The sequence below is a fragment of the Ruegeria sp. ANG10 genome, assembly GCF_040705255.1.
In the GTDB taxonomy this organism is placed as follows: Bacteria; Pseudomonadota; Alphaproteobacteria; order Rhodobacterales; family Rhodobacteraceae; genus Ruegeria.
Window position 1 is genome coordinate 21943 of sequence record NZ_JBFCVU010000012.1, and the last position, 13112, is coordinate 35054.

At 58.8% G+C, this 13112-nt stretch carries 13 protein-coding genes; 11 read left to right on the plus strand and 2 right to left on the minus strand.

Going from position 1 to position 13112, the window contains the following annotated elements:
- Positions 1 to 155: 155 nt before the first annotated feature.
- Together dprA and tldD are read right to left on the minus strand one after the other, a co-directional pair.
- On the minus strand, positions 156 to 1283 hold the full coding sequence (gene dprA, locus AB1A64_RS19645) for a DNA-processing protein DprA (RefSeq protein ID WP_366553441.1): 1128 nt from the start codon (positions 1281 to 1283) through the stop codon (positions 156 to 158).
- A 228-nt stretch (positions 1284 to 1511) separates the two neighbouring features.
- Positions 1512 to 2933, minus strand: a complete 1422-nt coding sequence (tldD, locus tag AB1A64_RS19650) for a metalloprotease TldD (RefSeq protein WP_366553443.1) — start codon at positions 2931 to 2933, stop codon at positions 1512 to 1514.
- A 176-nt stretch (positions 2934 to 3109) separates the two neighbouring features.
- On the opposite strand from tldD, the gene coxB reads away from it, so the two are divergent.
- The 11 genes from coxB (at position 3110) to AB1A64_RS19705 (ending at position 13077) form a co-directional block, all read left to right on the plus strand.
- Positions 3110 to 4021 (plus strand): cytochrome c oxidase subunit II, encoded by a 912-nt coding sequence (gene coxB, locus AB1A64_RS19655; protein ID WP_366553445.1) that lies wholly within the window; start codon positions 3110 to 3112, stop codon positions 4019 to 4021.
- 76 nt (positions 4022 to 4097) lie between these two features.
- Positions 4098 to 5054, plus strand: coding sequence for a heme o synthase (cyoE, locus tag AB1A64_RS19660; protein ID WP_170516924.1), 957 nt, complete (start codon positions 4098 to 4100; stop codon positions 5052 to 5054).
- Positions 5051 to 5212 (plus strand): hypothetical protein, encoded by a 162-nt coding sequence (locus AB1A64_RS19665; protein WP_366553447.1) that lies wholly within the window; start codon positions 5051 to 5053, stop codon positions 5210 to 5212. The genes cyoE and AB1A64_RS19665 overlap by 4 nt, the downstream gene beginning before the upstream one ends.
- The gene (locus AB1A64_RS19670) at positions 5212 to 5787 is read left to right on the plus strand and encodes a cytochrome c oxidase assembly protein (RefSeq protein ID WP_366553449.1); all 576 of its coding nucleotides are present in this window, start codon (positions 5212 to 5214) and stop codon (positions 5785 to 5787) included. Before AB1A64_RS19665 ends, AB1A64_RS19670 begins: the two co-directional genes overlap by 1 nt.
- A gap of 22 nt (positions 5788 to 5809) precedes the next feature.
- Positions 5810 to 6625 carry a cytochrome c oxidase subunit 3 gene (locus AB1A64_RS19675; protein WP_366553451.1) on the plus strand — a complete coding sequence of 272 codons (816 nt, stop codon included), beginning with the start codon at positions 5810 to 5812 and terminating at the stop codon, positions 6623 to 6625.
- A gap of 169 nt (positions 6626 to 6794) precedes the next feature.
- Complete coding sequence (locus AB1A64_RS19680) at positions 6795 to 7472, plus strand: SURF1 family protein (protein ID WP_366553453.1); 678 nt, start codon at positions 6795 to 6797, stop codon at positions 7470 to 7472.
- Positions 7469 to 8857, plus strand: a complete 1389-nt coding sequence (thrC, locus tag AB1A64_RS19685; protein WP_366553455.1) for a threonine synthase — start codon at positions 7469 to 7471, stop codon at positions 8855 to 8857. Before AB1A64_RS19680 ends, thrC begins: the two co-directional genes overlap by 4 nt.
- On the plus strand, positions 8854 to 10116 hold the full coding sequence (locus AB1A64_RS19690; RefSeq protein WP_366553457.1) for a pitrilysin family protein: 1263 nt from the start codon (positions 8854 to 8856) through the stop codon (positions 10114 to 10116). Before thrC ends, AB1A64_RS19690 begins: the two co-directional genes overlap by 4 nt.
- The gene (locus AB1A64_RS19695; protein ID WP_366553459.1) at positions 10116 to 10700 is read left to right on the plus strand and encodes a GNAT family protein; all 585 of its coding nucleotides are present in this window, start codon (positions 10116 to 10118) and stop codon (positions 10698 to 10700) included. The genes AB1A64_RS19690 and AB1A64_RS19695 overlap by 1 nt, the downstream gene beginning before the upstream one ends.
- Positions 10701 to 10801: 101 nt before the next feature.
- Complete coding sequence (locus tag AB1A64_RS19700; protein ID WP_366553461.1) at positions 10802 to 11620, plus strand: MBL fold metallo-hydrolase; 819 nt, start codon at positions 10802 to 10804, stop codon at positions 11618 to 11620.
- A 38-nt stretch (positions 11621 to 11658) separates the two neighbouring features.
- Positions 11659 to 13077, plus strand: a complete 1419-nt coding sequence (locus AB1A64_RS19705; RefSeq protein WP_366553463.1) for an FAD-binding oxidoreductase — start codon at positions 11659 to 11661, stop codon at positions 13075 to 13077.
- Positions 13078 to 13112 lie beyond the last annotated feature (35 nt).

The following is a 13112-nucleotide window of genomic DNA, read 5'->3' on the forward strand; positions in this document are numbered from 1 at the left end:
GGAAACCTCGCTCGACGGATTGGGCGCCTTCTATGATCGTGCAAGATGTGTAGGGCAAGAGCGAATTGTCAATGCGTTCCTTTCAATACGTGAATTTTACGGTGTTTTCAGCGCGATAGCCTTCAATAATTTAGCGCTGGGCGGGAAACTCTTGCTCAGGCCGTCAAAGACAGCAGTCCACCGGGCTGACGTTGGATGCGCCCATCCAGTTCCAGATCAACCAACGCAGGGCCAATCTCGCCTGCCGTGGCCGCGATATCACGGATCAATTGGTCCTCGGCGATGGGAGAAGGGCCAAGTCGGGCCAGAATTTCGCGATGCAGGGTGGCACCCAACGCGACCGGTTCAGGTGCAATTTCGGGAACTGAGGCCTCGAATAAATCAGCCTTTTGTCTTGGCAACGCTTCGATTACGTCTTCGGCGGACCGCACCAAAGTGGCCCCGTCGCGGATCAGCAAGTTGCACCCGGCCGCGCGGGCATCGAAAGGGTGGCCGGGGACCGCCAGAACCTCGCGCCCTTGATCCAGTGCGTCGCGTGCGGTGATCAGGCTGCCTGATTTTGCTGCCGCTTCAACCACCACAACAGCCTGTGCCAGGCCCGAGATAATCCGGTTACGACGGGGGAAATGCCGGGCTTGTGGTGTCACGCCCATGGGCTGTTCCGACAGGCGTAGGCCAGATTGGGCGATGTCCCTTGCCAGATCGGTGTTTTCCGCAGGATAAATCACATCCACGCCACCCGCCAAGACCGCCACCGTGCCAGTATTTAACGCCGCCAAATGCGCCGAAGTGTCAATCCCGCGCGCTAGGCCCGAGACCACGACATATCCCTGTTTTCCCAGGTCGGCTGCCAGACCCCGCGCCATCCGCGCCCCTAAAGACGAGCAATTGCGCGCACCGACCATCGCAATCGACGGCTTGCGCAACACGGACACATCGCCAATGGCCCACAGCAACGGCGGGGCATCAGTCAGGTCGTTTAGGGCATGGGGAAAATCAGCGGACCCAAGGCACAGTAGCTGCGCGTTTGCGGCTTTTGCTGCCTTGAGTTCCGCCTCAATCACGCCAGGTGGGCAAATTTCATACCCTTTGATTCCGGCGGCACGTGCCATTTCAGGCAGCGCGGCCAGCGCATTCTGCGCTGAACTATGTTCGCGCAGCAGCCGACGAAAAGTCGCCGGGCCAACCTTGCGCGAGCGCAACAGACGAAGCCAGGAAAACCGGTCCTCTTCCGTGGTGGGTGGGAGTGTGGGGTGATAGGAAGAAAGCTGCTCTTCGGTCATCCGTTGCTCCGCCTGATTGCAGAACTGGTTTACGACTGAGGGGGTTAACAGCTTGTGAATCTTGTCAAATTATTCAGAAAATTTCCCTGAATTGACGGCGTGTTTGGCGTAACTATTAGATAACAAACATGAAAATAAAATGCCTGCCCGATGGAGTTTCTCAGGCAGGCATCAATATCGATAGATCGTCCTCACGTGGCGTTAACCTTGTCGGTGACCGATTCTGTGTCAGGCCGCCGATCCGCCGATGGTCAGGCCGTCCATCAGAACGGTTGGCTGGCCGACACCTACCGGCACCCATTGGCCGTCTTTTCCACAGGTGCCCATACCCGGATCAAGTGCCATATCGTTGCCCAGCCCCCGGATGCGGTTCAGGGCGGAGGGTCCGTCGCCAATCAGGGTTGCGCCCTTGACCGGGGCGCCAATCTTGCCGTTTTCAACGCGGTACGCCTCGGTGCAGGAAAACACGAATTTGCCGTTGGTGATATCCACTTGCCCACCGCCAAAGCCCACGGCCCAGATACCGTCTTTGATATCGGCCACAAGCGAAGCAGGATCGGCGTTGCCGCCCAACATCACTGTATTGGTCATTCGTGGCATGGGCTTGTGCGCATAGCTTTGCCGCCGCCCGTTACCGGTGGGGGCAACATTCATCAGACGCGCATTCTGACGGTCCTGCATATAACCGGTCAGAACGCCATCCTCGATCAGCACTGTCCGCGAGCTGGGCGTGCCTTCGTCATCTACAGTGATCGATCCGCGTCGGTCGGCAATCGTTCCGTCATCCACGACGGTGACGCCTTTTGACGCGATCTGCTGTCCCATCAGGCCCGCGAAGGCCGAGCTGCCCTTGCGATTAAAGTCGCCTTCCAGCCCATGTCCAATGGCCTCGTGCAGCAAGATACCGGGCCAGCCGGGGCCCAAGGCCACCTCCATCACGCCCGCCGGGGCAGGGATGGCGTCCAGATTGACTAAGGCGATCCGCAGCGCCTCGCGTGCTTTGTTCTGCCAGTCTGTCGGGTCGATGAGGCCATCCAGACCAACGCGTCCGCCACCCCCAGCCGAGCCGCTTTCGCGGCGGCCGTTCTGTTCGACAATGACCGAGATGTTCAGGCGGGTCATCGGGCGCACGTCGCGTACCAGAACACCGTCGGGGCGCAGAATCTCGACCTCTTGCACAGCGGCGGCGATGGTGGCGCTGACCTGCACGACGCGCGGATCGAGGTCGCGGGAAAAGGTGTCGATCTCACGCAGGGTCTCGATTTTAACCGGAAAGCTGGCGGATTCGATCGGATCTTCGTCGGTATAAAGTCGCGTGTTGGTGGCGCGCGGCGCCTCGGCCAAGGTGCCGCCGCCGTCACCGACCGCCAGACGCGCGGTTTCGGCGGCCCGTTTCAGCGCCGGGATCGAAACATCGGTGGAATGTGCATAGCCCGCCACCTCACCTTGCACAGCACGCAGGCCGAATCCTTCGGAAGCATCATAGGACGCCGTCTTCAAACGCCCGTCATCAAACACCAGAGACTCGGATTTTCGACGCTCGACAAACAGCTCGCCATCCTCGGCCCCGGCGGTGGCCGACTGCAAAACTGCAAGCGCTTCGTCCTGCGGAAGAACGCTTTCAAACGGGCGAAACGGGTCGTTGGGCATCGGTTGGGACCTTTCCGGTTTGATCCAGATCAAAAATAGCGTCTGTTTGACGCAAGCATTTTGCTTTATCTACCCGCCGGAATATGGTTTTTAACGCGGCCAAAGACAACGGGAGAGGTGCGACTGATTCACACCTTTTCGCCAGGGACGCAAAGATCAAACGATCAGGACAGAAAATGAAGAATGCTTTGATGCTTTCGGGGCTGCTGACAGCCCTCTCCAGCCTTCCCGCCATGGCTCAGGAGCTTGAGATTATTGGCAAGCCGGTTGCTGGCGGTGTAAACTTCCAGCCTGCAGCCACAGACCTTGCCGTAGGGATTCAAAGACTGGATGCAATGATTCTGGTCATTATCACCGTAATCTGTTTGCTGGTCGCGGCTCTGCTGGTTTACTGCATCGTGCGCTATAACCAGCGCGCCAACCCGACACCCGCGCGATTCTCGCACTATACGCCGGTTGAGATTGCATGGACCCTGGGTCCGATCCTGATTCTGGTCTTTATCGGTGCGTTCTCGCTGCCGGTGCTGTTCAAGCAGCAGGAAATCCCGGAGGGAGACGTGGTGATCAAAGTGGTGGGCAACCAGTGGTATTGGACCTACGAATATGTTGATCACGACTTTGCGTTCGACAGCTATCTGCTGGGTCACCCCGCCACATTGGACGAAGGTGCCCGCCCTGCGGATGCCGACGTAACCCCGTTCGTTCTGGATGATGCGATGCGCGCTAAACTGGCCGATTCCGGTTACAGCGATGATGAGTGGCTGCTGGCCACCGATACCGCCGTTGTCGTGCCGGTTGGTAAAATCATCGTCATGCAGGTGACCGCATCGGACGTAATCCACTCGTGGACCATCCCTTCCTTTGGCGTGAAGCAGGACGGCGTGCCGGGTCGTCTGGCCGAGCTGTGGTTCCAGGCTGACAAGGAAGGCGTCTACTTCGGTCAGTGCTCGGAACTATGCGGCAAGGACCACGCTTACATGCCGATCACCGTCAAGGTTGTCAGCGAAGAAGCCTATGAGCAATGGCTGCAAGGCGCTCTGGAAGAGTATGCAGGTCAGCCTGCGGCCTATCAGGTTGCCTCGAACTGATCCGGGCATTGGCCGGATGAATACATGATGCAGGCTGCGCGGTAATCGCGCAGCTTTCGCCCCAAAAGGACCCGACATGAGCGACGCAAGCTTCAATGCCAGCACCGTGACCGCGCAGACCCGCGCGGACGAGGCCAGCTTTGGCGATTATTTCGCCCTGCTGAAGCCAAGGGTCATGTCGTTAGTGGTGTTCACGGCGCTCGTTGGACTGCTGGCGGCACCTGTGCCGGTCCATCCGTTTGTCGGATTCTGCGCCATCTTGTTCATTGCCATCGGCGGTGGTGCCTCGGGTGCGCTGAACATGTGGTGGGACGCTGACATCGACAAAGTGATGAAGCGCACCAAAGGCCGTCCGATTCCGTCCGGCAAGGTCGAAGCGGGCGAGGCCATGGCCATTGGGCTGGCGCTGTCTGGCCTGTCGGTGATCATGCTGGGTCTGGCAACGAACTGGTTCGCCGGAGCCTTCCTGGGCTTCACCATCTTTTTCTATGTCGTGGTCTACACGATGTGGCTGAAGCGTTCTACGCCGCAGAACATCGTGATCGGCGGTGCGGCAGGGGCTTTCCCTCCGGTAATCGGTTGGGTCGCGGCCACGGGGTCGATGACGCTTGAGCCGTGGCTGATGTTTGCCTTGACCTTCATGTGGACCCCACCGCATTTCTGGGCATTGGCGCTGTTCATGCGCTCGGATTACGACGATGCGGGTGTGCCGATGCTGACCGTGACACACGGTCGCCGCGCGACGCGCTGGCACATTCTGGTTTATACTGTGCTGCTGGCACTGCTGGCGGTTGGCACGTCCTTCTCGGGCATTGGTGGCCCGATCTACCTGACCGTTGCTGTTGTGATGAACGCCCTGTTCCTGCGCGGAGCGTGGCAGATCTCGCGCCGCACCGAGGATGATTCAGAAGCCGATAACTTCAAGGTCGAGCGCTCTTTCTTTAAGCTGTCGCTGCTCTACCTGTTCCTGCACTTCGGCGCGATTCTGGCTGAGGCGTTGTTGAAACCCTATGGATTGGGAGGTTGGTCATGAGTCTGCGCAAAAGCCATGAACTGCACCAACGCCGGTTCAGCCGCAATCTGGGGGTGGGTCTGACGCTGGCTGCCTTCATTGTGATCATCTTTGGGCTAACAATCGTTAAAGTCTCGGGCACAGGTCTGGGTCAGCCGACACAAGAGGTGCAGAACTGATGGCTTTGTCCGGTCCGCAAAAAACGGTGATGCAGACGGTCAGTGTGGTCGTGCTGATGGGCGGCTTGGCCTGGGCGGCGGTGCCGTTTTACGACTGGTTCTGCCGGGTCACTGGTTTTGGCGGAACGGTCGGCGTAGCCGAAGCCGCGCCCGAGGATATTTTGGACCGCAAGGTCACCGTGCGCTTTGACGCCTCGAAAGCCAAAGGCATGGCGTGGGAGTTCAAACCGGTCGAGCGTGAGATGGAAGTGCGCATCGGTGAGACGGGACTGGCCTTTTACGAAGCTCACAACCCGACCGACCGTCCAATAGCCGGGCAGGCGTCGTACAACGTCGCGCCGTATTCGGCGGGTGGGTATTTTCAGAAAATCGCCTGTTTCTGCTTTGAGGAGCAGGTGCTGCAACCCGGTGAGCGGGTGCAGATGCCGGTAACCTTCTTCGTCGACCCGGAAATCGTCGAAGATCTGGAAGCGAAGTATGTGCATACGATTACTCTGTCGTATACATTCTACGAAATAGACCTGCCCGAGGGCTACGCCGCCCTGGATGAGCAGGCAGATACAAACACGAACTAACGCCTGTAGGTGAGGGACGCTGATGGCACACGCTAAAAACCATGATTATCACATTCTGGCCCCGTCGATCTGGCCGCTGATCGGCGCGATCGGTGGCTTTGTGATGCTGTTCGGGGCCGTCCTTTGGATGCACGGTGTGACACCGTTTGTGTTCTGGGCCGGTCTGGTGGCCGTTCTTTACACCATGTTCGCCTGGTGGTCCGAGGTTGTGGCCGAGAGCCGCGCTGGCGACCACACGCCGGTTGTGCGCATCGGTCTGCGTTACGGCTTTATCCTGTTCGTGATGTCCGAGGTGATGTTCTTCTTTGCCTGGTTCTGGTCGTTCTTCAAACATCGCATGTACCCGATGTACGACTATGCCGGCACCGAATACATCCAGCCGGATATCCATGCGGTTGACCCGTTCCACCTTCCGCTGATCAACACGCTGGTCCTGCTATTGTCGGGCTGCGCGATCACCTGGGCGCACCATGCGCTGGTGCATGACAATGATCGCAAGGCGTTGATCAACGGTCTGGCCATCGGCATCGTCCTGGGTATCGCGTTTACCGCCCTGCAGGGCTTTGAATACTATGAATTGCTGGCCCACGAAGGTTGGAAATTCGGCGATGACCAGTTCTATTCGAACTTCTTCATGGCCACCGGTTTCCACGGTGCGCATGTGATCATTGGCACCATCTTCCTGTCGGTTTGCCTGATCCGAGCACTGCGGGGTGACTTTACGCCCGAAAAGCACGTCGGCTTCGAAGCGGCGGCCTGGTACTGGCACTTCGTGGACGTCGTCTGGTTGTTCCTGTTCTTCGCCGTCTACATCTGGGGTCAGGCCCCGCTGATGTAACGCCGGTCAGGCGATCCAATTGCAAAAGCCGCCCCAAGGGGCGGCTTTTTCTCTATCCGGGGCGCAAGATTGCGCCCGATACAATTGCGTGGTTGCAATTTTGCTTGCACCCCCCTTAACAAGGCGCCGGTTAATCCCGAGCCATTAGGTAACGAAATCTGGTCCCGATATGCGCCGCATCCTGTTCCTGCTGATATTTGGTATTGCCGGTTTGGCGATCCTGTTGTCTCTGGGCTTCTGGCAGATGCAGCGACTGACATGGAAACAGGGTGTTCTGTCCGAGATTGACACCCGCATCGCATCAGCGCCGGTTGCCTTACCCGACAGGGTTTCGCCCGAGGATGACAAGTACCTGCCGGTAACGATTTCCGGTGAGATGGAGCCCGGGGAAATCCATGTTCTGGTTTCGGTCAAACTTGTCGGCGCAGGGTATCGCGTTATTCAGCGTTTCAGTACCGAAGACCGAACAATTCTGGTAGACCGGGGGTTTGTTCCGGCCACTGCCAAGCAGGCTGAACGGCAGGTGGGTCAGATGGAGGTGACGGGCAACCTGCATTGGCCCGATGAGGTCGACGGGTACACGCCTGAACCGGACATGGACAGCAACATTTGGTTTGCCCGTGACGTCCCCAACCTAGCCGCCGCCTTGGGGGCAGAGCCTTTGCTGTTGATCGCGCGGACACAAACCGATCCGGGCGTGACGCCACTGCCGGTCGACACTGCGGGTATTCCCAACGACCACCTGCAATATGCAATCACATGGTTTGGTCTGGCTCTGGTCTGGGCCGCGATGACCGGTTATTTCCTGTGGCGCAATCGCGCCCCTTCTGAAAGTGAAGAGCAATGAAATACATCTCGACCCGTGGCCAAGCGCCTGAACTGACCTTTGAAGAGGCGATGCTGACCGGACTGGCCCGTGACGGTGGCCTGTACTTGCCCGCCGAAATTCCGGTGATGAGCCAGGATGAGATCGCAGCATTGGCGGGATTGCCATATGAAGAGATCGCGTTTCGCGTGATGTGGCCTTATGTCAGCGGGTCTTTCGGTGAGGACGAGTTCAAGGCGATCATCGCCCGTGCTTATGAGGGTTTTGGTCATGATGCCCGCGCACCGCTGAAGCAGCTGAATGAGAACCACTTCCTGCTGGAGCTTTTCCACGGTCCGACGCTGGCGTTCAAAGACTTTGCCATGCAACTGATCGGGCAACTGTTTCAGGTGGCCCTGAAGCGGCGCGGTGAACGTGTGACCATCGTGGGCGCAACCAGCGGCGATACGGGCTCGGCCGCGATTGAGGCGTTCCGGGGGCTGGACGCCGTGGACGTGTTCATTCTGTTCCCCCATGATCGTGTGTCTGAGGTGCAACGCCGCCAGATGACTACACCAGCTGACAGCAATGTGCATGCGTTGGCCGTTGATGGCGACTTTGACGATTGTCAGGCCGCTGTGAAGGACATGTTCAACGATTTCGACTTCCGCGATGGCGTGAAACTGGCGGGTGTGAACTCGATCAACTTTGCCCGCGTGCTGGCGCAGGTGGTCTATTACTTCTCGGCGGCAGCCAGTCTCGGTGCGCCGCACCGCAAGGTCAGCTTCACTGTGCCGACCGGCAACTTTGGTGACATCTTTGCGGGATATATCGCCAAGCGTATGGGCCTGCCCATTGACCGTCTGGTAGTGGCGACCAACCAGAACGATATTCTGCATCGCTGCTTGTCGGGCGAGGGGTATTTTAAGGGTGACACCATCCCCTCGATCAGCCCGTCGATGGATATTCAGGTCAGCTCGAACTTTGAACGGGCGCTGTACTATGCCTATAGCGAGGACGGCGCTGCCGTGTCGCAGTTGATGGATGAATTGAAGAATGGTGGCTTCAACGTCAGTCAGGGCGCAATGGAAGCGCTGCTCGAGAATTTCGACTCGGGCCGCGTGTCCGAGGATGAAACTCTGGCCACCATCAAATCCACATTGGCCCACAGCGCCGAGCTGGTTTGCCCGCACACCGCGGTCGGTATCAAGGTCGCCGAAGATCACCGCGCGGCGGACGTCCCGATGATCACTTTGGCCACTGCGCACCCAGCGAAATTCCCGGCGGCGGTTGAGAAGGCGAGCGACGTGCATCCGCCTCTTCCCTCTCGCATGTCTGATCTGTATGAACGTCCGGAACGGGTGACCCGCATCGCCAATGATCTGGGTGCCATTGAGGATCATATCAAAAGGCATATTGCTGAGTGACTGTCAGACAAGACCAACTGAAGAACGGCTTTCGTATCGTCAGTGAACATATGCCGGGGCTGCAATCGGCGGCCATCGGCATTTGGGTAACCGCCGGTGGGCGGCATGAACGGATCGAGCAGAACGGTATTGCCCATTTCCTTGAGCATATGGCTTTCAAGGGAACGGAGCGCAGGTCCGCGCTGCAGATCGCCGAAGCGATCGAGGATGTGGGCGGCTATATCAACGCCTATACCTCGCGCGAGGTAACGGCCTATTACGCACGCGTCCTGAAAGACGATGTGGCGCTGGCGATGGACGTGATCGGTGACATCGTTTTGAACCCGGTCTTTGATCCGCGCGAGATCGAGGTTGAACGCGGGGTGATCCTGCAGGAGATCGGTCAATCTTATGACACGCCGGACGACGTGATTTTCGACTGGCTGCAAGAGCAGAGCTATCACGATCAACCACTGGGACGCACCATTCTGGGCCCAACTGAGCGGGTCAGCGCGTTTTCGCGCGAGGACCTGTCGGGTTTTGTGGCCGAGCATTATGGGCCGGAACAGATGATCCTGTCTGCCGCGGGTGCCGTGGATCACGATGCGCTGATGAAAATGGCCGAAGAGATGTTTGGCCATCTGCAACCGCGAAAAGGGCTGGTTCCGGACACAGCCCGCTTCACCGGTGGCGAAGCGCGACAAGAAAAAGAGCTGGAACAAGCCCATTTCGCACTGGCGCTGGAAAGCCCCGGCTACCGGGACGATGCGATCTATACGGCACAGATTTACTCCACCGCTTTGGGTGGCGGCATGTCCTCGCGCCTGTTTCAGGAGGTGCGCGAGACACGTGGCCTTTGCTACACAATCTTTGCGCAGACCGGGGCTTATGCCGATACCGGCACAACAACGATCTACGCAGGCACCTCGGCGGATCAGGTTGCAGAGCTGGCCACGATTACCATCGATGAGATGAAGCGCGCCGCCGAAGACATGAGCGCCGAAGAGGTTGCCCGCGCCCGCGCGCAGATGAAAGCCGGGATGCTGATGGGGCTGGAAAGCCCATCAAACCGGGCGGAACGTCTGGCGCGTCTGGTTCAGATTTGGGACCGGGTGCCGTCGCTTGAGGACACGGTTGCCAAGATCGATGCGGTCAGCACAAGTGATGTTCGTGCGTTTGCGGAAAAGATGGCGATTCAGGCGCCGGCGGCCTTGGCGCTTTACGGCCCGGTTTCCGCTGCGCCCACGCTGGCACAATTGCAGGAGAGGCGTGCGGCGTGATGCTGTTGGGCAGACGCAAGCTGAAACTCGAGACCGAGCGCCTAAGCCTGCGCCCGCCCGTTCACTCTGATTTCAACGATTGGGCGGCGCTGCGACGAGCGTCCCAAGAATTCCTTACCCCGTGGGAGCCGATCTGGGCCAAGGATCATCTGACGCGCAAATCTTTCACCAATCGCGTCTACTGGGCGCAGCGTTCGGTAGCCAGTGGCACGGCGATTCCCTTGTTTCTGTTCCGTCGGTCTGACGATGTTCTGATGGGGGCGATCACGCTGGACAACGTGCGCCGCGGCCCGGCGCAGGCTGGGACGCTGGGATACTGGACCGGTCAGGCCTTTGCCCGCAACGGGTATATGCGCGAGGCGATTGGCGCGATTGTCCATTATGCCTTTACGCGGCTGGATCTGAGCCGGATCGAGGCCGCATGCCTGCCCGAAAACAAGCCCTCGCGTGGGTTGCTAGAAAGCTCAGGCTTTAAATATGAGGGCGTGGCGCAGTCTTATCTGCAGATCAACGGGCGGTGGCGGACGCATGTCCTGTATGCCAGCCTGCGGTCGGATCGGCGCGGCAAGACGGACGCGGGCTAGGGGCTTTGCCCCCGGCGCAGCAAGCGGCGCCTCCCCCGAGATATTTTTGGCCAGATGAACAAGGGGCATGACTTGTTGGCGTTCTGCGCTACACTTGCATCATGCGCTGGGTTGTTGCGGCATTGATGGTGATCTCGGGCGGGGCTGTGGCGCAGGAGCGGCGGCCGAGCCATTGTATTGCCATCGCGGATGCCGCGCCGGGTATTGAGTATATTCACAAGGCGGCGTGGCAGGACCCGATCCCGGAATTTTCCGTGCGGATCAGCTATATCGCCCATGCCTCTTTCCTGATCCAGACGCAGGGCGGGTTGAACGCGGTGACGGATTTCACTGGCTTTATCGGTAGCGCCGATTTGATCCCGGACGTGGTTACTATGAACCACGCTCACAGCACCCATTGGACCGCTCATCCCGATCCTGCGATCCCGCATGTGTTGCCGGGGTGGGGCGATTTCGGGCAAGGGATCGATCATTACCTTGATCTAGGCGAGATGCTGGTACGCAATGTCTCGACCGATATCCGATCTGCCTATGGCGGCGTGGAAGAGCGCGGCAATTCGATCTTTGTGTTCGAAGTCGAAGGGCTTTGCATCGGCCATCTGGGCCACCTGCACCATATACCATCAGACGAACAATTCGCCGCACTAGGACGGCTGGATGTTGTCATGGCAGCCGTGGATGGGGGGACGACCATGCCGTTGCCCGAGATGATCTCGGTTCTTAAGCGGCTGAAAAGTTCCGTTATCATCCCGATGCACTGGTTTTCCGGCTTTTCGCTGGACCGGTTCCTGGTCGATATCCGCAATGATTTTCCGGTTGAACGCAAGGGAGCTACCGAAATCACTGTGTCTCTGCGTACTCTGCCAAGTCAGCCAACAGTGGTCGTGCTGGAGCCGCAGTATCTGATCGAACTGGAATAGGGCTTGTCCGGGCGCGCTCGCTTGGGCAATGAGGTGGCATGACACTGAATCCTGCCGATGAGAACCTAGCCTGTCTGATCCGGGCTGATCTGGGTGAAGATCTTTTGCGCCCGGTCACGGAACGCTATCTGGAAGAGCCACGGGGGCGTTTTACCGGACATGCCGGTTTGTTGGCCTTACCGCGAACGGTTGATGAAGTAGCGGCGCTGGTGCGAGTGGCCTTGGACAGGCGGGTACCGGTGGTGCCTTACGGTGGTGGCACAGGGCTGGTAGGCGGACAGGTAATGCCGGACGGGCCTACGCCGCTTTTGATCTCGTTAGAGAGGATGACCGCGATCCGCGCGGTGTACCCGACCGAGAACATTCTGATTGCCGAGGCGGGTGCAATTCTGGCTGATGTGCAAGCCGCAGCAGAAGAGACGAACCGATTGTTTCCTCTGGCCCTTGCAGCGCAGGGGTCGTGCCGGATCGGGGGCAACCTTGCCACCAATGCAGGTGGGGTCAACGTATTGCGCTATGGCAATGCGCGCGATCTTTGTTTGGGGCTTGAGGCGGTTCTGCCCAGCGGTGAAATCTGGCACGGGCTCAGCCGGTTGCGTAAGGACAACACCGGTTATGACCTGCGCAATCTACTTATCGGTGCGGAGGGTACATTGGGGATCATCACCGCCGCCTCGTTGAAGCTGTATCCACGCCCCGAGGCTGTAGGAACCGCGATGCTGCAGGTCGCCTCGCCCCAAGCGGCGATCGACTTGCTATCGCTGGCCCATGATCAATTGGGCGATGCGGTCAGCACCTTTGAACTGATCCACCAGCAGGGGCTGCAATTCCTGACCGAGGTTTTGCCGGATGTGCGCCAACCATTTGCGACACAGCCCGAATGGTGCGTTCTGATCGAACTTGGATTGTTTGCGGGGCACTCACCCGCCGATGCGCTGGAAAAGCTGTATATGGCGGCGGATAAAGCCGGCCTTGTCGGGGATGCGGTCATTGCGCAAAGCGAGGCGCAGCGTATGGACCTATGGGCCGTGCGCGAGCGTATCCCCGAGGCTAACCGGCTGATCGGGTCGGTATCCAGTCACGATATCTCTGTCCCGATATCCCGTATTCCTGAATTCATTCAGCAGGGTGCCGAGGTGGTGGCCGCACTTGGACATTTTCGTATCAACTGTTTTGGACACGTTGGTGATGGAAATCTGCACTACAACGTGTTTCCGCCCTTGGGTCACAGCCGTTCAGAGTTTGACAAGGAAAGACAGGCTGTCAAACACGCTGTGCATGATCTGGTGGACGCCTTTGGTGGCTCGGTCAGTGCCGAGCATGGGGTAGGGCGTCTGAAAGCCGATGATCTTGAACGGTATGGCGACGCGACAAAGCTGTCTGCAATGCGCGCCATCAAAGCTGCGCTGGACCCGCAGGGGATCATGAATCCGGGTGCGGTTTTGGGGGCGGACTGATCGTGTCGCATCCCGCGCCTTGCCCTTGGGATATT

What these genes read in the sequence shown, in the direction of transcription:
- AB1A64_RS19705 (WP_366553463.1), top strand. Translation starts at nt 11,659, where the DNA reads ATGACACTGAATCCTGCCGATGAGAACCTAGCCTGTCTGATCCGGGCT.
- AB1A64_RS19670 (WP_366553449.1), top strand. Translation starts at nt 5,212, where the DNA reads ATGGCTTTGTCCGGTCCGCAAAAAACGGTGATGCAGACGGTCAGTGTG.
- cyoE (WP_170516924.1), top strand. Translation starts at nt 4,098, where the DNA reads ATGAGCGACGCAAGCTTCAATGCCAGCACCGTGACCGCGCAGACCCGC.
- AB1A64_RS19700 (WP_366553461.1), top strand. Translation starts at nt 10,802, where the DNA reads ATGCGCTGGGTTGTTGCGGCATTGATGGTGATCTCGGGCGGGGCTGTG.
- AB1A64_RS19695 (WP_366553459.1), top strand. Translation starts at nt 10,116, where the DNA reads ATGCTGTTGGGCAGACGCAAGCTGAAACTCGAGACCGAGCGCCTAAGC.
- AB1A64_RS19680 (WP_366553453.1), top strand. Translation starts at nt 6,795, where the DNA reads ATGCGCCGCATCCTGTTCCTGCTGATATTTGGTATTGCCGGTTTGGCG.
- AB1A64_RS19675 (WP_366553451.1), top strand. Translation starts at nt 5,810, where the DNA reads ATGGCACACGCTAAAAACCATGATTATCACATTCTGGCCCCGTCGATC.
- dprA (WP_366553441.1), bottom strand. Translation starts at nt 1,283, where the DNA reads ATGACCGAAGAGCAGCTTTCTTCCTATCACCCCACACTCCCACCCACC.
- coxB (WP_366553445.1), top strand. Translation starts at nt 3,110, where the DNA reads ATGAAGAATGCTTTGATGCTTTCGGGGCTGCTGACAGCCCTCTCCAGC.
- AB1A64_RS19665 (WP_366553447.1), top strand. Translation starts at nt 5,051, where the DNA reads ATGAGTCTGCGCAAAAGCCATGAACTGCACCAACGCCGGTTCAGCCGC.
- tldD (WP_366553443.1), bottom strand. Translation starts at nt 2,933, where the DNA reads ATGCCCAACGACCCGTTTCGCCCGTTTGAAAGCGTTCTTCCGCAGGAC.
- thrC (WP_366553455.1), top strand. Translation starts at nt 7,469, where the DNA reads ATGAAATACATCTCGACCCGTGGCCAAGCGCCTGAACTGACCTTTGAA.